The 20,454-nt window shown below is 40.2% G+C and carries 20 protein-coding genes; 14 read left to right on the top strand and 6 right to left on the bottom strand.

From position 1 onward, the window contains the following. Positions 1-13: 13 nt before the first annotated feature. Entirely contained in the window at positions 14-925 is a 912-nt protein-coding gene (locus MHB64_RS20380) for a LacI family DNA-binding transcriptional regulator (RefSeq protein WP_341135267.1), read from the bottom strand. Between the two features lie 311 nt (positions 926-1,236). On the opposite strand from MHB64_RS20380, the gene MHB64_RS20375 reads away from it, so the two are divergent. Together MHB64_RS20375 and MHB64_RS20370 are read left to right on the top strand one after the other, a co-directional pair. After that, positions 1,237-1,788 (top strand): polymer-forming cytoskeletal protein, encoded by a 552-nt coding sequence (locus MHB64_RS20375; protein ID WP_094873430.1) that lies wholly within the window; start codon positions 1,237-1,239, stop codon positions 1,786-1,788. 136 nt (positions 1,789-1,924) lie between these two features. Then, complete coding sequence (locus MHB64_RS20370; protein ID WP_341135266.1) at positions 1,925-2,170, top strand: hypothetical protein; 246 nt, start codon at positions 1,925-1,927, stop codon at positions 2,168-2,170. Between the two features lie 64 nt (positions 2,171-2,234). Here the strand turns inward: MHB64_RS20370 and MHB64_RS20365 are convergent, their stop codons facing one another. Continuing rightward, positions 2,235-2,852, bottom strand: coding sequence for a histidine phosphatase family protein (locus MHB64_RS20365; RefSeq protein WP_341135265.1), 618 nt, complete (start codon positions 2,850-2,852; stop codon positions 2,235-2,237). Positions 2,853-3,007: 155 nt separating this feature from the next. On the opposite strand from MHB64_RS20365, the gene MHB64_RS20360 reads away from it, so the two are divergent. Beyond that, the gene (locus MHB64_RS20360) at positions 3,008-3,943 is read left to right on the top strand and encodes a LysR family transcriptional regulator (RefSeq protein ID WP_341135264.1); all 936 of its coding nucleotides are present in this window, start codon (positions 3,008-3,010) and stop codon (positions 3,941-3,943) included. A 42-nt stretch (positions 3,944-3,985) separates the two neighbouring features. On the opposite strand, the gene MHB64_RS20355 is transcribed toward MHB64_RS20360, so the two are convergent. From MHB64_RS20355 to MHB64_RS20345, 3 genes are read right to left on the bottom strand one after another with little or no spacing between them, the layout of a single operon-like run. After that, a complete protein-coding gene (locus MHB64_RS20355) occupies positions 3,986-5,815 on the bottom strand; it encodes an ABC transporter ATP-binding protein (protein ID WP_341135263.1) in 1,830 nt (609 codons plus the stop codon). After that, on the bottom strand, positions 5,812-7,653 hold the full coding sequence (locus MHB64_RS20350; RefSeq protein ID WP_341135262.1) for an ABC transporter ATP-binding protein: 1,842 nt from the start codon (positions 7,651-7,653) through the stop codon (positions 5,812-5,814). The genes MHB64_RS20355 and MHB64_RS20350 overlap by 4 nt, the downstream gene beginning before the upstream one ends. 42 nt (positions 7,654-7,695) lie before the next feature. Then, positions 7,696-8,820: a helix-turn-helix domain-containing protein gene (locus MHB64_RS20345; protein WP_094873422.1), complete on the bottom strand. Its 1,125-nt coding sequence runs from the start codon at positions 8,818-8,820 to the stop codon at positions 7,696-7,698. Positions 8,821-9,006: 186 nt separating this feature from the next. On the opposite strand from MHB64_RS20345, the gene MHB64_RS20340 reads away from it, so the two are divergent. From MHB64_RS20340 to rbsB, 8 genes are all read left to right on the top strand, one after another. Beyond that, positions 9,007-9,471 carry a DinB family protein gene (locus MHB64_RS20340; RefSeq protein WP_094875613.1) on the top strand — a complete coding sequence of 155 codons (465 nt, stop codon included), beginning with the start codon at positions 9,007-9,009 and terminating at the stop codon, positions 9,469-9,471. 51 nt (positions 9,472-9,522) lie between these two features. After that, positions 9,523-9,918 carry a VOC family protein gene (locus tag MHB64_RS20335; protein ID WP_094873419.1) on the top strand — a complete coding sequence of 132 codons (396 nt, stop codon included), beginning with the start codon at positions 9,523-9,525 and terminating at the stop codon, positions 9,916-9,918. A gap of 140 nt (positions 9,919-10,058) precedes the next feature. After that, the gene (locus MHB64_RS20330; protein WP_042189849.1) at positions 10,059-11,039 is read left to right on the top strand and encodes a LacI family DNA-binding transcriptional regulator; all 981 of its coding nucleotides are present in this window, start codon (positions 10,059-10,061) and stop codon (positions 11,037-11,039) included. Positions 11,040-11,066: 27 nt separating this feature from the next. Continuing rightward, complete coding sequence (gene rbsK, locus MHB64_RS20325) at positions 11,067-11,945, top strand: ribokinase (RefSeq protein WP_341135261.1); 879 nt, start codon at positions 11,067-11,069, stop codon at positions 11,943-11,945. Between the two features lie 2 nt (positions 11,946-11,947). Continuing rightward, the gene (gene rbsD / locus MHB64_RS20320; RefSeq protein ID WP_094873415.1) at positions 11,948-12,346 is read left to right on the top strand and encodes a D-ribose pyranase; all 399 of its coding nucleotides are present in this window, start codon (positions 11,948-11,950) and stop codon (positions 12,344-12,346) included. Between the two features lie 18 nt (positions 12,347-12,364). After that, the gene (locus tag MHB64_RS20315) at positions 12,365-13,846 is read left to right on the top strand and encodes a sugar ABC transporter ATP-binding protein (RefSeq protein WP_076286606.1); all 1,482 of its coding nucleotides are present in this window, start codon (positions 12,365-12,367) and stop codon (positions 13,844-13,846) included. A 2-nt stretch (positions 13,847-13,848) separates the two neighbouring features. Continuing rightward, positions 13,849-14,817, top strand: a complete 969-nt coding sequence (locus MHB64_RS20310; RefSeq protein WP_341135260.1) for an ABC transporter permease subunit — start codon at positions 13,849-13,851, stop codon at positions 14,815-14,817. 12 nt (positions 14,818-14,829) lie between these two features. Continuing rightward, complete coding sequence (rbsB, locus tag MHB64_RS20305) at positions 14,830-15,747, top strand: ribose ABC transporter substrate-binding protein RbsB (RefSeq protein ID WP_094873412.1); 918 nt, start codon at positions 14,830-14,832, stop codon at positions 15,745-15,747. 68 nt (positions 15,748-15,815) lie between these two features. On the opposite strand, the gene MHB64_RS20300 is transcribed toward rbsB, so the two are convergent. Then, positions 15,816-17,624: an LTA synthase family protein gene (locus MHB64_RS20300; protein ID WP_341135259.1), complete on the bottom strand. Its 1,809-nt coding sequence runs from the start codon at positions 17,622-17,624 to the stop codon at positions 15,816-15,818. 206 nt (positions 17,625-17,830) lie between these two features. Between MHB64_RS20300 and MHB64_RS20295 the strand changes: the two genes are divergently transcribed. The 3 genes from MHB64_RS20295 to MHB64_RS20285 all read left to right on the top strand — a co-directional run bounded on the left by MHB64_RS20295 (position 17,831) and on the right by MHB64_RS20285 (position 20,281). Continuing rightward, complete coding sequence (locus tag MHB64_RS20295) at positions 17,831-18,436, top strand: sigma-70 family RNA polymerase sigma factor (RefSeq protein WP_341109097.1); 606 nt, start codon at positions 17,831-17,833, stop codon at positions 18,434-18,436. Further along, on the top strand, positions 18,429-19,727 hold the full coding sequence (locus MHB64_RS20290; RefSeq protein ID WP_341135258.1) for a DUF4179 domain-containing protein: 1,299 nt from the start codon (positions 18,429-18,431) through the stop codon (positions 19,725-19,727). Before MHB64_RS20295 ends, MHB64_RS20290 begins: the two co-directional genes overlap by 8 nt. A gap of 68 nt (positions 19,728-19,795) precedes the next feature. Beyond that, entirely contained in the window at positions 19,796-20,281 is a 486-nt protein-coding gene (locus MHB64_RS20285) for a hypothetical protein (RefSeq protein WP_341135257.1), read from the top strand. Positions 20,282-20,454: the final 173 nt, after the last annotated feature.

The raw sequence follows: 20,454 nt of genomic DNA, 5'->3' as shown, positions 1-20,454 counted from the left end.
TATCGAAAAAAAATTAATCAACAAAATAACGATTATTCTCTTGTTTGGAGTAGTCAGGACGATGTAATAACTCCTGCATTAGTTCAAAGGCAGTGGCTGATTTATCCCCAGTGAATATGAATTTCTGAACGTCTTCTCCAAGCATTTCTGGGCAATTACAGGTACATAGAACAGAAAGACGTGTGAATACCCCGGATTTTTCAACACAACTTCCGATAAACTCATTAATAACTATGGCCTCTTTGTAAATCCCCTCCGATAAAATTGTATTCAATTCCTCCATATTTTGAACTTTGAATATTGCTTTCTCAGGTAAAGGAAGACTGTCTTGGATAAAGTGAGTGAGCAGGGTGTTATTGAAGCTCTCCATAATTAAACAAACCTGTGAAAGATCCTCCGGCATTATCTTTTGTAGAGCTGAACGATAATTGTAAAGAACTTGCTTAAACAGCTTATCTTCAATCATGCTGCCGATCAAAATTAAGGGAATCCCTTCTACAAAATGCTTGGAAATCGAATAGAAGGATTCCTCGCGGACATCAATCAGAAAGACGGCTTCGAGTTTTCTTTCGACGATGATATCCAGTGAAGGATGGTCGGTACCAAGAGAGTATAACATCGTATGATATCCGGCATCCGTTAAACGCTGTTCCAAAGTACGGATAAATGTGAACTGGGCATAGAGTTTCCAAGGGGGCATATAAGCAGACTTATTGATAAGTATTCCTATTAATCCCGTTTTTTTATTAGCTAGCGAACGAGCTGCTAGGTTTGGAATGTAATGAAGCTCTTCAGCCAGTAACAGAATTTGATTGCGGGTTTTCTCAGGAATGGTTTGGTTATTGACGCGGTTCAGAACATAGCTCACAGTTGCAACGGAGACATTTGCTCGTAGCGCGATGTCCTTCATTGTAGTCTTTTTCACCAGTAAACTTCTCCCTTGCTGAGATATTTATTTCCAAATATTATCACTAAAACTTGAGAAGAGTCAACGAGTGACTTTATACCAAGAAGAAAATGATTTATGTGTTCATTTTTATAATTTGGGTAAATAGATTTAAGAACCTAAATCAGTCAGCGAGAAGAGGTGTGACTCATGGGAACGAATTTTAAACGGGAAGCGGGAGAGTTGTGAAACCGCTTTAGATACTGACACAAATTTGTGAAATCATTCACTTAATTATTAAGAATTTTAATATATAATTAATTTATAATCAAAATTAGGGGGAAACGAAAATGAGACTATTTAAAATGATTTTAGTGGCTGGGGTTTCGGTAGCAGTATTGGCAGGTTGTGGAGCAAATGAGGATAAAGCAACCAATTCGGCGGCAACTACGGCTCCGGCTGCTGAGCAGACAGATGCTGTCACTACAGCATCGATTGTCAATCAAGCAGATGCATTTACTAAGGCTGTTAGCAAAGATGGAAACTGGATTGTTGCGATTCTAAATGATGTAACGATTCCAGAAGAGGTTGTTGTAGCTGGAGAATTCCATGATAAAGGCGCGGCTGATGGCGACATCTACCGTAAGATTGCCCTTTATTCGCAAGATGCTGATCACAAGATCACTGCTACTTATACACTAACCGTACCAAAGTTTACAGTACAAAGTGAGAATTTGAAAGTTGAAGGCGGAACGATTAAAGGCGATGTTTATGTAGAAGCGAAAGGTTTTACTCTACCTGAAACCGCAACGATTGATGGTAATCTTTACTTCACAAGTGAGGATCTGAAAGCATCTGCAAAGATTGATGGAAAAGTGACTGGAACAACAGAAGTTAAATAATTTCGTAATTAACTTATACAGTAGAAGCCAATCCATAAACTATGGGTTGGCTTTTTTCTTTTCGTTTATATGAACTTTAGTTGATTTTCTTAATATTGAACTTATAATATTACTACCACTACTAGGAGGAACACATATGTCTAAGGAGTATTCACGCACATATATCGAAAGTGTAAAGCTTGAAATGTTAAATAGATTGGGACTTAAGCAAGTGTTCTTTAAGGAGCAAATAGGTGACGGCCTGATTTTTGAAGCGGTTGGTTTTGATAAAGGGAGCAAGCATCGTTTTTGTGTTAGACCGAAGAAGAAAACAATTGACGAGTTTATTTCAGGAAAATGGATGAAGGTCCGCAGCTTTACAATCAAAAGTGTGGAAATTTAAAATTGAATTCTAAAAAGGGAACCTCATTTAAATTGGAGTTTCCTTTTTTATTTTTGAGAAGGCTTCATTGATAATGTGAAGTATCGCCGTACAGATCGATGGTTGTATTGTTGTCAGTTAAGGTTACTTTACACAATGCTGTAGAGAGAATATCCGGTAGTTCCCCTAATTCCTGCAGTGATTTATTGAGAAAATGAGCCATAATGACTTTCAGGGTCATCCGATGCGTGACAATAAGTACCTCATGTCCTTCATTATCGTTAATGATACGCTCAATAGTCGGCGTTACTCTTTGTTCAAGCTGACTATAGGTCTCCCCTGGGGCTAGTGGAATAAAAAGATCAGGTCTGGTGAAAAAATGGGTGTACTGTAAAGGATATTCTTGTTCAATCTGATCTGTGTTCATTCCTTCCCAAATGCCCATGTTAATTTCCATTAAAGAAGCTTGCTGTTGAATCGGTAAACTCCGATTTCCTCGTAAAATCTGCGCAGTATGCAATGCTCTTGGACTAATACTAGAATAAATGGCTCCTAAATTCTCACCTTCCAAACGTTCTCTCAACCATTCCGCTTGCTGTTCACCCAAGGTTGTTAACGCTGAATTTTGATGTCCTTGCATTCTTTTCTGCAAATTCCATTCAGTCTGCCCGTGCCGGGTTAGAAATAATACTGTCTTTTTCATTAACGAAACCTCCCTTTTGAATAGTTGTAAGTATAAGATAAATAATTATAAATAAACAATATATAATAGTTAATATCCATAATGTATAGTTATAGTAAGAAGGCCGAACATCCGTTAAATATGATTTTATTTTATATAGTTAGGAAGAAATCAGGATGAACTATCATGTATTAAAATTGTTTTATTATGTTGCGATAACAGGGAGTGTGACCAAAGCCTCCGAACGTTTGCACATAAGTCAACCCGCTATATCAGCGCAGATCCGCAAATTTGAACGGGAGAATAATATCGTATTATTAGAGGTCATAGGAAAGAGAATGGTGTTAACACCGATTGGGGAAAAACTGATCGAACCACTTGAAAAGTTATTTGTGATGGGTGAACAGGTACAGCAGATAATTGAGGATTATCATAAATTTCCTGCAGGCCATATTCGGATTGCAGGTAATTATCTGGCCACAAGTATACTCATCCCCCGGTGGGCATCATTATTCAAGCAATCTTTTCCGGAGGTTAAAATTCAGATCTCTACTGCTAATTCTCATGAAGTCATGGAACAATTAAATAACTTTGAAGCGGACGTGGCGATTTATAGTGATATGGCGTTTCCTTCTCATCATACAGGGGTGTTCGAACATCGGGAGTTGTACAAGGACGAGTATGTGTTCGTAGTTTCTTCAAATCATTCTTTAGCCAAGCAGGAGGTTAGTTTTGAGGAAGTGATGGCTGAGGCATTTATTATGAGGGAGGAAGGTAGTGCAGCCAGAGAGAGAATTGTACAATTATGTGAAGAAAGAAAGGTACAACAACCGAAGATCGAACTGCAATTTAATGGAGTAAATGAGGTTATTCAAGCCGTGATTGCCGGTTATGGGATTAGTTTTGTATCGGCGTTGTTAGCAAAGCCTTATCTTGATCAGGGTATGTTAGCCAAGGTCGAAGTGGAAAATGTAGTCTCTAAGCATTCGATATGGATGAGCCACAGAAAGAAAGAGCTTCAAGAAAGCTATATCCAGTCATTTATTAAGCTTGTCATGAAGCAATTAAAAGAAGAGGATAATTTATACTCGATTCCAACGCATACACCTTAATTAAAATAACGTATGAATTATGATGTATGCATTGAACTGAGATCAAAGATTGGCGTGTAATTGAAGCAACTCAGGTGCACTAATGTCTTCTGCTTCTGATGATTTAAATTGAATGTTATATAATTGTGAGTATAGCCCATTCATTTCTAATAAAGACTCATGTGTACCTTCCTCAACAATCGAACCCTCATTTAACACGATAATTCTAGACGCTTCACGTATGGTGGATAGTCTGTGTGCAATAACTAATGTGGTTCGATTCTTCATTAATAAATCAAGAGATTGCTGAATCATTCGCTCAGATTCGTTATCGAGTGCGGAAGTTGCTTCATCTAGAAGTAGGAGTGGAGCATCCCGAAGAAAAGCCCTGGCAATCGCTATGCGTTGTCTTTGTCCACCAGATAAAGTCGATCCATGTTCACCTAGGATAGTGTCATAACCATCCTGCATCTTCGTAATAAACTCTTCTGCACCTGCGAGCCGAGCGGCTTCTCGAATCCCCTCTTCGCTAGCTGTACTAGAACTGAAGGCGATATTATCTCGTATAGTTCCTGAGAACAAATATGGGGTTTGGGGAACATAGGTAATCATTGCTCGTGCTTCTTCAAGCTGATCATGTACAGACTTTCCATAAACTGTGATGCTTCCTGCAGTAGGCTCATAAAGTCCATTACATAATCGAACGAGCGTCGTCTTCCCTGACCCGCTGGGCCCGACAACCGCGATAGTTTCTCCATGTTGTACATGAATATTTAGCCCTGTAAATAGGGAGGCTTCATTATCCGTTGTCCCCGAATAGTTGTAGTGGACATCCTCTATATGTAATGCAGCCACCTCTACAGAAGCAAATGTTGATGAGCTGGATTCTGGCAAAGGATGAGTAGCTCCTTCATCAGGTGCATCAAGTATAGCGAATACGCGGTCAGCTGCACCTAAAGCCTCCTGCACACCTCCCCATGTTTGAGACATATGGACAAAAGGCCATTGAACCCTACCCATCAAAATAATAAAAGCGAGTACTTCACCTGCTGATGTTCCGCCACTTAGAGCTGATAACGCAATTAAAGCGGCGCATGTCACCATTACGAGATTGTTGATAAAGGCGGAAGATTGCCATAAGAGACCATTTAGAAGCGACTTTCGCAGCTGCATTCTTCTTAACTTCTCGCGTTCTAGCGCATATTTATTTAAGAGAGTTTCTTCAAGCGAAAAGGCTCTGACGACCTTCATTCCTTGAAGTGTTTCTTGTAAGATACCTCGTAATTCTGCCTCCTTTGCATATATTTGAGTAGATAATTTTCGTAATCTGCGATCAAAGAAACGTCCGGAAAGAAAAACAAGGGGGCCTGATCCAAGAGCTAACAGGGCGATCCAAACATCCATTCTGGCCAAATATAGAAAGGAAATGAAACAGAGAAGTAGATTATAGCCTAGATCGTATACGATGCTGTTTATCATCCCCATGGCCATCCCTGCATCCTTAGTGTTACGCGAAGTCAAATCACCTGAATGCATGGACTGAAGGTAACGGAATGGAATTCGGTGACTTTTGTCAAAGAGCTTCGCACGAATATCCCAAGCCATCCGACTTTGCATAACAAAGCGGAAGTAATACTGCACCATAAGACAGCAGATAATGATGACACAAGCAATGGCACAGATTACAGTTATACGTGTTAATGCATCCATATTGGCGTTGTTGATCGTATCAATAAATACTTGCTGAATGGCTGCAAATCCTATGTCCATTACGAGTTTAGCAGAGAGCAGGAGTACAGCCACAATAAATCCAATTCGATAAGGGCTTGCGTAAGAGAATAATCTACGTAGAGCATACCCTAGTTTTAGATTCTTGGTTTCCAGCTCATTCATATCTCTACCTCCCTGACCAGAGTAGAAATATCAGCCTTCTTCATGGAGGTCTCAACCATATTGTAATACTGTCCTTGTAAAGTCATTAAGTCCAGATGAGTCCCAGCTTCAACAATAGAACCCGCCTCCATATAATAAATGTGATCCGCATCTCTGATGGTAGATAGTCTATGCGCGATAACAACCGTTGTACGATCATGCATGAGTTCTTGCAGGGCTTGGCCGACAATCTCCTCATTTTGGCTATCAAGTGCAGCTGTGGGTTCATCAAGAAGGAGGAGTTTAGGCGCTCGGACAAAAGCTCTGGCAATGGATAGCCGCTGCCTTTCGCCGCCAGATAAGGTATGGCCCCGTTCCCCAATAGAAGTCTGATATTGAAGTGGGGTTCTCATAATAAATTCATGTATCCCTGCACTTTTTGCTGCTTTAATAATTTCTTCATAGGTCGCGTCAGGTCTTCCCCATGCAATATTTTCATATAAGGTTCCAGTGAACAGATAAGGCTCTTGAGAAACATAAGCCAAATGATTACGCCAAGCTCGAGGGGGGATGCTGCTTAACGGCAACTTACCAGATTGGATGCCCCCTTCAGTAGGTTCATAGGTTGCGAGTATTAATTGAAGGAGGGTGCTTTTTCCACTGCCACTAGGACCGGCAAATGCAGTTACTTTACCTGGTTCTATGGTTAGATTGACGTTAGTTAATACTTGATGATTACCATAATGAAAACCTACATTCTCAAAGGTGATAGGGCATAAACCACTAATTGTTTGGTTGTTATTCATCGGCGTTTTTTGCTGAAAATGTTCCTGATTACATTCACGGTTTTCATCTTCTTCAGGTAAATCAAGGACTTCAAACAATCGCTTACCTTGCGCCAGCGAGGCTTGTAATTCAGTCCATAGATTAGCCAGCTTTGATACAGGGTTTGTAATTTGCTCGAAACAAATAAGAAATGCTGCTACTGCCCCCACATCCAGTCTTCCTTGGATAACTAGATATCCGCCATAGGAGAGAACATATAACAATCCACTAAGAATAACGGCAAAGGGCATATTATAGCCCACAGCTTCTAAGCGTGTGACAGGTAAATGAATGTTGAAATATTGCCTAACACGTTGTGTGAATTGATGATGCAGTTTAGATGCCAGGGAGAAAGCACGCACGACCTCAGCACCCTGTACCGTATCTTGAATAAACATTTGTTGCGCAGTTTCAATTTGCTGTCTTTGCTCGTGCATGGAACGTAGGCGGGAAGTGAAGGGAATCATCACAAGTGGAACAAGCGAGCAAATCAATATAGTTCCGAGCGTTAAGGCATATTGGAGTGAGAGCAGATAAGTTAATAGAAATGTAATTTGCATCAGATTACTGAATAGTTCGATGGTCTTCTGATTGATACCTTGCTGGGCAGCTGGGGCAGAATCATTGATACGACTAATGAGATCAGCAGAATGATACCGGTCCAAATCTTTCATCTGTACATTTAGTAATCTAGCTAGCAAAGATACCTGAAGCTTAGAGGTCGACTTGAATTCAAGCACACCTGATAAGTAAGTCAATAAGAAGCTGGCTAAAGCATCTATAATAACGATTACTAGAGCAAAGATAGCACCAGACATCAAAAAGGACATGTTCTGATTCGTAGCAGCGTTGATTATACGTCGTAAAGATTCGGCTATCCCAACTGTTGCAAGGGAAACGACGGCTGCTAAGAGACATAATATGAGGTACCAGCCTAAATAGGGTTTTCCAAGTTTCAGTAAACGCATAAAAGTGTTAGAAACTACTTTGGATTTTTTGATCGAGTCTGCTTCTATGTTTGTAGATCCATTCACTTTAGACCCTCCCCACTATGGTTTGAATTTGCTGTGGTTCAATTAAAAGATAGGAGGTTCCTCATCGAGCATTACTTTTGTGGTGACGGCAAGTAATTCTCTCAATTTATCCATTCGAAGATGGTAATATAATCGATGATCGGTTCTTTTTAGTTCGATAAGGTCTAAAAAGAATAGGAAGTTGGCATGATAAGTTACTGCCGCGGGCGTTATGCCAAGTGCTGATGCAATTTCTTGTCCATAGTGAGGGCGATTCCTTAAGAGCAGCAAGAAGTCTAAACGCCGTTTATCCGAGAATGCTTTTAAAAAAAGTTCAGTTTTCTCTCGATCAGCAGCAGGTCCGAATACATGATCATTAAAAATGCCGAATATAACCCAAGCGATACGAGAACTTCCTGCGTAAAAGAAGAGAACATGATTCCCAACTTGTGAGAAAAAGCTGACATGAAAAGTAGTGGGAACATCATAAACTGCAGGTTCATTTTTGTTGATATCACGAATGAATCTTTCAGGATTTGCTAGGAACAGACCTTCATAACGCTGAGAGGCTTGTTCAGACTCCCTTCTTAACTCCTCTTTCCAAAGTGAAAAAACATCCTTGTAGAACTGGTGTAAGAGCTGCATATATCGTAGCTTGGCTTCTTCGGGATAAGCAAGACACTCTAGTAATGGCCCCTGCGCTTCAATCACATCCAGCTGCGGTTTTGTTCTTGCCACAAGCTCAGCCATTAAGCGGGTATCCTTCTTAACGATTTCCCAATCGTTTCCTTCTAGCAACTCATCTAATTTATCGTAATACACACCATATACCATTTCAGCGACTACCTTTTCTGCAGGACTCTTTTCCAATCGTTTTATCCATGCTTCAGCTGTTTGTGGTTCCGGACAGGTGCAAATGGATTCATAGAAAGCAAAATCGAGGGCTTTATGAAAAAAGTTGTACTGGAAAAAAAACTGAAGCTCTCTGTAGGAGTGAGGGGATAATCGTGCTCGTGCATCTTTATGATAAGACAACGCTTGTGGGTCCATTTCAAGTTTGTAATCCTCTGCTGCCTTAAGCAACTGCTCTTCACAAGCAATCATTCCCATAGAAACAATGAATTCCAAAGCTTCGTTGTACGCAAATTTTATGTTCGATAGTAAGGTATCTTTCATGTTATCTTCCATCATAACCTCCGATATTCTTTGTTGCATAATTTAAATGTTTGGATAATTCGACTAATATTTAATGATTACTTAATGTTAAAATAAACCATTCCTTTTCTTTTGTAAAGGGATATTTTACAATTCGTACTAACTGCTGGGATTCGGTTGACGTGCATGGTAAACTATGGATAAAAAAGGAGGGCTATGATGGACCCAATCGTGTTCAAACAAATTGAATTTGTACGGAGTGTTACCGTTCGTGCAGTTGAAGTACTTTCCGAGGAAATACTAGATATTATTCCACAGGGCTTTAATAACAACATTAGATGGAACTTGGGACATATTTATTTGGTGCAAGAGAAGTTTGCTTTTCATTCCGCTAGGGAGCTTATGCAATTGCCGGAAAGCTTTGAACGGTTATTTGCAAAAGGTACTAAACCTGCAGCGTGGAGCGAGAAACCACCAACACTTGAAGTGTTAATTGAGATGCTTTCGGAGCAACCCAAACGTATTCAGGAAGCTATGCACAATCGCTTAAGTGAGCAAGTAACCCCTCTTACAACGGGCAGTGGATTAACCTTAAATACAATCGGAGAATTCATAAATTTCACACTTTACCATGAAGGGATGCATTTTAATACAATCAAACTATTAAATCGGTTTGCTGATTAGAGTCTACAGAGATCTTTAGAAGACAGAAGTCTAAGGTCAAGGAGGTATCCGATGGAGGTTGGAAGAATTTTAGGTATTGCTTATAATGTGATTCCAGTTAAAGACTTGGAGAAATCTGCAGGTTGGTTTGTGAAACATTTTGGTTTTAATATTAGGGATCGAAGAGAAGGCAACCTAAGCTTATATAGAGAGAATAGACCGATCCTATGTTTAACACAAAGTGATCATGATTCTAGAGCTGTATTCGAGGTAAGAAATAAGAAAAGATGGGTGATCACTTTCTTTACTAATGATGCCGTATCACTTCATAACAATTTGAGTTGTGAAGATGTGAAAGTCGGAAACATTAGTGACGAAGGTGAGTATGGTAAGTTTTTTGTATTTGAAGATCTGGATGGTAATTTATTTGATGTTTGGGAACACCATGATTGTGAACTGGTTTATTAGTCTCACTAAGGATATCGAGTTCAATCGATATCTTTTGTTATATATTGGAACGAAAAAAGATTTGTAATGAAAACGGTTTTATGATAATCTAATTAATGTAATACATGTAACCGGTTACACATTGGGGGATGAATTGAATCATGATGACGATTAAAGATGTCGCAAAAATAGCAGGAGTTTCGGTAGCAACCGTTTCTAGGGTGTTAAATGAATCTGGTTATGTGAATATCGATACTCGAAAAAAAGTTGAGGCAGCTATTAAAGAAATGAATTATACCCCTAATGAGGTTGCAAGGTCATTGTATAAACGGAAATCCAAATTAATTGGACTTCTATTACCTGACATTACGAACCCATTCTTCCCGCAATTAGCACGTGGGATAGAAGATCGGATGCAGGAGCATGGTTATCGGATAATCTTTGGTAATAGTGATGAGAACGAGGAAAAGGAATTGGATTATATTCAAACCTTTATCCAAAATAATGTCATTGGCATGATCTCATCCACTAATTTTCCTGAGAAAGATATTTATTCTAATTTGAAAATTCCGGTTGTATTTCTTGACCGTACTTCTAATGACAGTCCCTCCGTATATGCAGATGGCAGAAAAGGCGGACGCCTTGCTGCTCAAGAAATCATTGCACGGGGGAGCACCAAGATTACAGTCATGCAAGGACCGGCACATATTAAACCGGCGCAAGATCGATTTCAAGGTGCAATTGAAGTACTTGATGAAATGGGAATCACTTATCAAGTGATCCAGACGTCATCCTTCTCCCACACAGAAGCGGAACAATGGGCTGTAGAGTTGTTTGATAAATATATAGATACAGATGGTGTAATTGCCAGTAATGATATCGTGGCTACAGCAGTAATTCATGAAGCACATCGCTTAGGTAAAAGAGTGCCACAGGATCTCCAAATCATTGGATTCGATGATATCCCACTCAGCAGCCTGTTGTCGCCTTCGTTATCTACTATCCGTCAGCCTGCACATGACATGGGCCGTGAAGCAGCTGGTTTACTTATTAAGTTAATTGAGCAAGATAAAGTAGAAGATAAAATCATTCAATTACCCGTCAGCTTTGTGGAGCGGGAAACAACAAGAAGAAAAGAATAGATGACAACATAAGAAAGGTTGATGGACATGGCTAAGATTTGTGTAATCGGAAGTTGTTCAATGGATTTGGTAGTGACCTCATCCAAGCGACCTCACGCAGGGGAAACTGTTCTTGGAGAGAGCTTCGCTACCGTTCCAGGAGGTAAGGGAGCGAACCAGGCTGTAGCTGCTTCGCGTTTGGGCGCAGAAGTTACGATGGTTGGTTGTGTGGGTGAAGATTTCTATGGTACGGAGATCATGGAGAATTTCAAGAGAAATCGGGTTCTTACCGCTAATGTGGAACCGGTTACACATATCGAGAGCGGGACTGCTCACATCATTTTAGCAGAAGGTGATAATAGCATTATCGTTGTAAAAGGAGCTAATGATTTAGTCACTCCTGAGTTGGTTGAGCGTGCGCTTGATACTATAAAAGGGTCTGATATGGTGCTAATCCAACAAGAAATACCCGAAGAAACAGTGTTTTATGTAAGTGAGCTTTGCGATAAATTCAAAGTACCTATGCTGCTTAATCCAGCACCTGCTCGTCCCATCAATGACACGATTATAGAAAATGCCGCCTATCTGACACCCAATGAACATGAATGTACAATTTTATTCCCTGGGATGAGTACTACAGATGCTTTACGGAAGTATCCTAACAAGCTGTTTATAACAGAAGGAAGCAAGGGCGTACGATTTTATGATGGAGAACAAGAAGTTCTGGTTCCTACTTACAAAGTTAACGCTATAGATACGACTGGAGCTGGAGATACTTTTAATGCGGCATTTGCAGTTGCTTTAGCTGAAGGCAGCTCCATTCTGGATAGTGTAAAGTTTGCCAATCGAGCAGCATCTTTATCCGTTACTAAATTTGGTGCTCAAGGTGGTATGCCAACAAGAGCAGAGGTGGAGGCGAATCTGTAATTATGAAGAAACACGGAGTGTTAAATAGTCATATTTCTAAAGTGCTTGCGGACTTAGGTCACACCGACACAATTGTCATTGCCGATGTTGGACTTCCTGTTCCACCGGGTATTCCGAAGATTGATTTGGCGGTTAAACTAGGGGTCCCTAGCTTCCAAGAGATCGTTGATATGATTTCAGAGGATATGGTCATCGAAAAGGTGATCGTTGCAGAGGAATTAGAGACTGACAATAAAGTCACCTCTCAATATTTGAATAATAAATTCAAGGGAATACCGATAGAGGCGTATTCACATGAGCAATTTAAGCAGCTGACCCAGCAGGCTAAGGTTATTATTCGCACGGGTGAAGCTAAACCATATGCAAACTGTATTTTACAAGCTGGGGTCTATTTTGGATAAAAAGGGGGTTCTAAGTGTATGCACATTACGATGAAAGATATTCATAAGTCTTTTGGCGCTAACCGTGTATTGACCGGTGTGGATTTTGAACTTAAGGATGGTGAAGTTCATGCCCTGATGGGTGAGAATGGCGCAGGTAAGTCTACGCTGATGAATATTCTGATCGGTCTGCACCAACGTGACCAAGGCACCATTCGTATAGATGATCAGGAGAAATACTTTACGAATCCCAAAGAAGCAGAACAATATGGAATCGCATTTATCCATCAGGAGCTGAATGTATGGCCAGATATGACGGTGCTGGATAATCTGTTCATTGGCAAGGAACGAACATCCAAATTCGGCCTGTTAAATAGGAAAGAGATGAAAGCGTTAGCAAATGAACAGTTTGCTAAGCTCTCTGTGACCATTCCTTTGAACCAAGAGGCAGGGGAATGTTCAGTAGGTGAGAAACAGATGATTGAGATCGCTAAAGCGCTTATGACTCATGCGAAAGTTATTGTTATGGACGAGCCTACCGCTGCATTAACCGAGAGAGAAATACAGAAACTATTTGAAGTCATTGCTTCGCTAAAGAAAGAAGGCGTCTCTATCGTCTATATTTCGCATCGGATGGAAGAGATTTTTACGATATGTGATCGAATCACCGTTATGCGGGACGGGAAAACCGTGGACACGAAGCCCATTCCTGAAACTAATTTTGACGATGTAGTTCGGAAAATGGTAGGTCGTGAATTAACGGACCGGTTCCCTGAGCGTACTTCTAAACCCGGAGAAGTGGTTCTTGAAGTTAAGAATGCTTCAAAGAAAGGGCAATTTAAAAATGCTAATTTCTCTGTACGAGCTGGTGAAATTATAGGATTCTCTGGATTAATGGGATCTGGACGTACAGAGATGATGAGAACCTTATTCGGATTAGAATCATTAGACCAAGGTGAGATTTGGGTGAAGGGACAGAAGATTACCATTCGGAATCCCAATGACGCTATGCAAGCTGGAATCGGCTTTGTAACAGAAGACCGAAAAGATGAGGGGTTAATCCTGGATTTCTCTATTCGAGATAATATGGTACTTACGAATTTATATGACTTCGCCCCTAAAGGTGTAATCAATGCTAAGAAGGAACAAGAATTCGTGGACATGCTTATTAAACGGCTGCACATTAAGACACAATCATCATCGACTTTGGTCCGGAATTTATCTGGGGGTAATCAACAAAAAGTAGTGATCGCCAAATGGATTGGTATTGGCCTCAGTGTTCTTATCCTTGATGAGCCTACACGCGGCGTCGATGTTGGGGCTAAGAGGGAAATCTATCAACTTATGAACGAATTAACGGAACGTGGCGTCGCCATTATTATGGTATCCTCAGAACTTCCTGAAGTACTAGGGATGAGTGACCGCATCGTAGTTGTTCATGAAGGGGAAATCAGTGGAGAACTTTCACAACAAGAAGCTACGCAAGAAAAAATAATGACGTTAGCTACAGGGGGGCAATAGTAATGACTACTATCAAAGATGAGAGTGTGAAAAAAGGTTTCCAAATCGGGCAAATCACGCAGAAATTAGGGCCATTACTAGGGCTAATCATTCTAATTATTATCGTAACCGTGCTGAACCCAAGCTTTATGGAACCCCTTAATATCCTGAATTTGCTTAGACAAGTCGCAATTAATGCGCTAATCGCTTTTGGGATGACCTTTGTTATTCTAACGGGTGGTATCGATTTATCAGTAGGGTCTATTCTAGCTTTATCCAGTGCCTTCACTGCCAACTTGATGTTGTCAGGCTGGGATCCAATCTTAGCTATTGTTGTGGGTTGTTTAGCGGGTGGAATGATGGGGATGGTCAACGGACTGATGATTACGAAAGGCAGAATGGCGCCTTTTATTGCTACACTCGCGACCATGACTATTTTCCGCGGATTAACGCTTGTATACACGGACGGTAATCCGATCACAGGTCTCGGTGACAGCATGACGTTCCAATTGTTTGGTCGCGGATATTTACTAGGAATACCTGTACCTGCTATCACGATGATTATCGTATTCGCTGTCTTGTGGATTGTACTGCATAAAACACCATTTGGCCGTAAAACGTATGCTATTGGCGGTAATGAGAAAGCTTCCATTATTTCAGGGATCAAAGTAGACCGCATCAAAATAATGATCTATTCCTTAACGGGTATGTTATCAGCATTGGCTGGCGCCATCTTGACCTCTAGATTGAACTCGGCACAACCAACTGCAGGTACATCCTATGAGTTGGATGCGATCGCGGCAGTAGTATTAGGGGGGACGAGCTTAACCGGTGGCCGTGGACGTATCGTAGGCACATTAATTGGTGCTCTTATTATCGGTATTCTGAACAATGGCTTGAACTTGCTCGGCGTATCATCATTTTACCAAATGGTAGTTAAAGGGATCGTTATTGCGATTGCTGTACTCATAGACCGTAAGAAAGCCGTATAAGGGGGATTCCACATGAAAAAGCTCACATTAATTTTTACTTCCTTACTCTTGATTCTTATGACGGGCTGTTCCTTAGAGCCTCCAGAGTGGGCTAAGCCTAACAGCGGCGGGGGCCCAGGGAATATGAAGATTGGATTATCCATATCTACCTTGAACAATCCATTCTTTGTATCTGTTAAAGATGGAGTTTTGGCAGAAGCTAAAAAGCTTGGTATGGAGGTTCTCGTTATCGATGCGCAGAATGATTCGGCCAAGCAAAGTAATGACGTTGAAGATTTAATGCAAAAAGGTGTAAATGCGCTGTTAATCAATCCGGTAGACTCCTCAGCGATCTCGACGGTTGTTCAGACGGCTAACAGTCTAAATATTCCAGTAGTTACTTTAGACCGCTCTGCAGATAAGGGCGATATTAAAGCCCTTGTTGCCTCTGATAATGTAAAAGGTGGATCAATGGCAGCTGAATATATTATAGAGCAGCTTGGAAAAGGTGCAAAGGTTATAGAACTAGAAGGATCGCCGGGAGCATCAGCTACCCGTGAACGCGGGAAAGGGTTCCATGAAATTGCCGACACGCAGCTTGAGGTAATTGCGAAGCAAACTGCCGATTTTGACCGTACGAAAGGGTTGACCGTTATGGAGAACCTGCTCCAAGGGAATCCAGATGTACAAGCGGTTTTCGCTCATAATGATGAAATGGCTCTTGGTGCTATAGAAGCGATTCAGAGTTCAGGTAAGAATATTCCTGTCATCGGTTTTGATGGAAATGAAGATGCACTTAAATCCATTGAGGCGGGTAAACTCACAGGAACCGTTGCTCAGCAGCCTGCATTAATTGGACAGTTAGCGATTCAAGCAGCGAAAGACGTATTAGATGGCAAGACGGTTGAGAAACTGATTGCCGCACCTCTAAAACTGGTCGTAAAAGAATAAGTAAATGGCTATTTAAAAACACTGCATTCGCCGATTTGGTGAGTGCAGTGTTTTTGGTGTATATAAGCTTATTTTTCCTCAATTACTCTATCTGGTAACTGTGTTACATAGCTATCTGATAGATGGAGAAGCTCTAACGCACGATTGAACTCATCCTCGGTAGTTTGTTGCGCGTGGTCACCATCGCCAGATAAGGTATAATGCTGACCATCCTCGAAGCCACTGCCAGATAGGAAGAGCTCTTCATTATTTACGAAAGAACCTGTTGGCAAATAATAGCGCTGAGGAAGTAGGTTAAAAGTCGATTGATTCAATAAATCTTGTCCGAAATGAATATGATCCGCAAGAGAAACACCCAATAAATTAGATACGGTCGGTAAAATATCCACTTGTCCGCCTAGCTGTTCTTTAACACTTGGGGTTGTAATCCCCGTCGCTGATAAGATCAAAGGAATATTAATCAATTCGCGTTCCGTATATTCATGACCAAGGATCTCTTGCAATAAGACCTGATCATCCTCTTTTAGAGAGAAAATAGGAAGTCCGCGGTGATCTCCGTACAATGCAATCAAGCTGTTATCCCATACCCCATTTTGTTTGAGCTCATCGATAAAAAGACCAAGTGCATAGTCAGCATAGTTCTGAGCACGAATATAGTTTCCGACTAACGTTCCTTCATATCGTTCTGGAAGGGTCATTTTGTATTTATCCTCTGGAATGGTGAATGGATTATGCGCTGACATCGAAATGACGTGAGAGTAGAAAGGTTGATCCTTCTGATCCATTCTTGCTAGCTCCGCGGCTGTTTTCTCATACAATACTTCATCGGATGCTCCGTAAAATACAGTGTCCTCTTTACTAAAGTAAGCCTTATCGTAGTAACGATTAAATCCTAATGCACTATAAAGCTCACCACGGTTCCAAAAGTCGACTTCATTCGTATGGAAGGTTGCCGTATCATAACCCTGCGCTTGAAGTAGCTTAGGTAAGCTTGGAAGCTCTTTAGGCGCATACATTTGAGTGGCTGGGCCATCAGGTGGAACATAGAAAGAAGTATTTACAATAAATTCGGCGTCAGAAGTGTTTCCTTGTCCAACCTGTTGGTAGAAACGTGGAAAATAGTAACTGCTAGCCGCAAGCTTGTTCATATTTGGTGTGACCTCTACTCCATCAATCTTAAGATTGATTAAGAAGTTCTGGAAAGACTCCATTTGAATAATGATGAGGTTCTTTCCTTTGGCCGCTCCAAATAAAACTGGATTAGAGGTAGCTTGAATTCCTTTAGTTTCATTTATCGCTGCTTGTGTAATCTCAGAGACATCAATTTGTTCTTCTTCCTCATTGGCTAGCAGAGAATAAGCTTCATAATTGAGAATGCCCATTTGCTCGGCTTTAACAGTTTCGTTCATACTGGCTCGGTTAGGAAAAATATTCATTGCGCAAATGACGATGGAAATACAGAACAAGATCGCAACCGCTTTCCGGTTACTTTTACGCGACATGGCTTTTTTCCAGTTAAGTGCCTTTTGTTTTCTAAACATGATCAAACCAATGACAATGATATCCACGAAAATAAGCATATATTGCGGACGAAGGACCGAGAAAATACTTTTCTTAACGGCTCCTACTTGTTTGACCTGGTCTAATACTTGTGAAGTAGCAATGATGCCAAAATGATTATGATATACAATGAGTGAGAAAAATAGAGTAGTAATCAACACATTGACCAGCATGTAGATGGCCATTTTTCGTTTCGTTGCGAACCATTCAATCAAGCAAAAGACTAAAAGTATAAAAGGGATTTCTTTAAGCCATGTGGTCCAAGTAGGCCCATCTTCAAATAGAAAATACCAAGCAAAATAACTTTTAACTAGCATAATGAGAGAGAAAAATAATAGAGATCTTTTACTGAGTGTACGTGGTTCTTTAAACGGCATCTCTTGTGCCCATCCTTTTCTTTTAGATTAGTTCATTCTATTACATTGAAGTGTTTAAAATCAACTAGATTGGGGTATAGATGAGGCTTATTTTCCTTAATATTACATTTGGGTGAATGAAACCATACATATTATAAAAAAAGCTTTTGAAAAATGAACTTTTTAAGGTATTCCAAACTCTTATAGGGGAGAGAGGTGAAGGTATGGATGTCGCTCGATGGGTAAAAAAAGCTAAGAAGGGAAATAAAGAAGCCTTGCTCCACTTAATTATGTCTGAAAAAGACGTTTATTATAGGCTTGCTTTCAGCTATATGAAGAATCCGCATGATGCCATGGATGCCATGGATGAAATGATCGTCACACTTTATGAAAAGATCGGTCAACTAAAGAAAGAGGAAGCATTTTATAGCTGGAGCAAGACGATCTTAGTGAATGGCTGTAAACGACTACTTCATAAGCGCGGCAAGCTGGTGCTGTTAGAGGATTGGAGTAAGGTTGACAATAGGGAAATAGGCCAAATAGTGAGTAGCAAGGATCCTTATCGCAGAAGTGAACAACAAATGGAGTTGGAGACCTTATTGTTACAAGTAAATGAGCATCAGAGAGAAGCGATTCAATTAAAATATTTTCATGATCTCGATTATCAAACAATAGCTGACATTACAAAGGTTTCGATAGGAACAGTTAAATCAAGAATTTACCATGGTTTACAAACGCTCAAAAATCAGTTCAGAGGTGATGTTGATGAATAATAATGTCGAAGAGCGATTAGCTGATGAGAAGACACGCATAGCGTCCATTACCGCACCTGAAGAATTAGAAATGAGATTAAGAAAGGCTTTGAATTCGGCTCCCGCAAAAAGAACGAAAAGAATAGCACCGATTTGGAAGGTTGCGGCGGTTGTTTTATTGGTGACTGTGATCTCTGGACAAAACTACAATGCTTTTGCTTATTATGGCAAGCAGCTTTTTGGCTTTGATGAATTGCTTAATGGCACAACTTTACAACAGCTAAATGAAAAAGGGATGGGACAAAACGTCAACAAGAAGACTACGTTAGTAGATGGGACGGAACTTACCATTAACGGAATTATGGCGGACGCCAATCAATTCATTATGTATTACACGTTAACTAACCCCAATGGACTAGAGGATAGGTCTGTAGACGCTTTTAGACCCTCAAAAATAAGTGGTTTTTTAACTGATTCAAACGTAGTAAGTGGGACTTCATTGATTAATGGAGGGCATACGGAGATTAAAGGACAGATGTCATTTGACAGCGTAAATCCATTTTCAAAAAAACTAACGTTACACTTTTGGCAGCAGCTAAAGGAGAACGGCCAGATGAGCGAAGGGACAGTTACGTTCCCTTATAACCCCAATGAGGCCATGGAAACTCAGATTAAACAATCGATCAATAAAAAGATAAAAGTCGACAAAGGTGCGATTACCTTTAAATCAATCACAGCTACACCAACGATGACTGTAATAAAAGGGAAGCTGGATGTCGATAATTTTGATCGAGTGCAGCTTGGATTACATGGGATACAATTAATTGTCGATGGAACACCTGTAGAGATCTTGGGTAGTGGTAATCAAACCTCATTAGGTGGAAGAACATTTGATATTCGCTTCGACACATTACCTAAGGAGCTACATTCCATACAGCTAGTCGTTAAAGAGTTTCCTGGATATCAAAAGCTGGACGAAAAGTATTCCCTGACTTCTCTTAGTGATAAGCCATTTATGTTGGGTGATAAAGAATTATGGTTAAAGGATATCTCCAAAACTTCTCAAGGCATCGAAATAACAATCTCTTCTGATGATGATGTAATGCTGGATGGTGTGTCTATAGAAACGAGCAATGAGAGTACACCTTTAAAAACAACGATCAATCAAAAAGAGACAAAGCAAGTGGATGGCAAACTAATGAAAGAACGAACTTTATTATTTGATACACAAACAGTGCCTGAGTCACTACTAATAGAAGGAATGCACTATTTGAAGGCATACAATAAAGTGATTGAGATTCCTGTGAAGTGAATAAAAGTGCGATATCCATTTTTTATAACATATGGTAATCTATATGGACGTGAGAAAAGGAGGGGCACATGAATCATATAGGGGTTTATAGAGTAAGGCGTCCGTCGTTAATACCGCTGCTGGTGTATATCAGTCTGCTAATGGGGATTCAAATATTTCAAATTTATAACTTGAACTATCGCTATACCGCTAGCGACGATTTGGTGCTTTCTTGTTTACTTTATGGTCAGGCTATTATTTGTCTGATTGTTGCATTCGTGTTAGTCTACAGGATATTTACCATCAGAAGGGTTGTTGAAATTCAGATTCAACCGGAATCTATATTAATAGAAGATCTAAGAATAGAAGCAGAGCGGATTAATGATATTTATATAAAGGGATATTTTAGTCCTGTAGTTGGGATTAGACCTAAAGTGAATAAATTTGTTCCTTATAAATTATGTTTTAATTTTTTGTCCCAAAAAGATGAAGATGAAGTGATGAAACAGTTAAAAGCTTGGGCCGAACGAAATCAGATCAAAGTAACGCATAAAAATTTTTCAAGATGGCTATAAGCTCCTCTAAACTAATATACGAAATGGAAGACACTGACTCCTTGTTGGTGTCTTTTTTGATTAGCCTACACGTCATATGACATGTAACAAAGCTAAGTGGTGACAGAACGTTTCTAGCTAGAATGACATTCCGTTTGTGATACTCAGAACAGATTCGGAATTCACAAATAACC

The sequence above is a fragment of the Paenibacillus sp. FSL K6-2859 genome, from assembly GCF_038008265.1.
GTDB lineage: Bacteria > Bacillota > Bacilli > Paenibacillales > Paenibacillaceae > Paenibacillus_AQ > Paenibacillus_AQ nitricinens.
The sequence above is the reverse complement of the archived record's forward strand: the minus strand, read 5'-3'. Positions and strand labels throughout refer to the sequence as shown.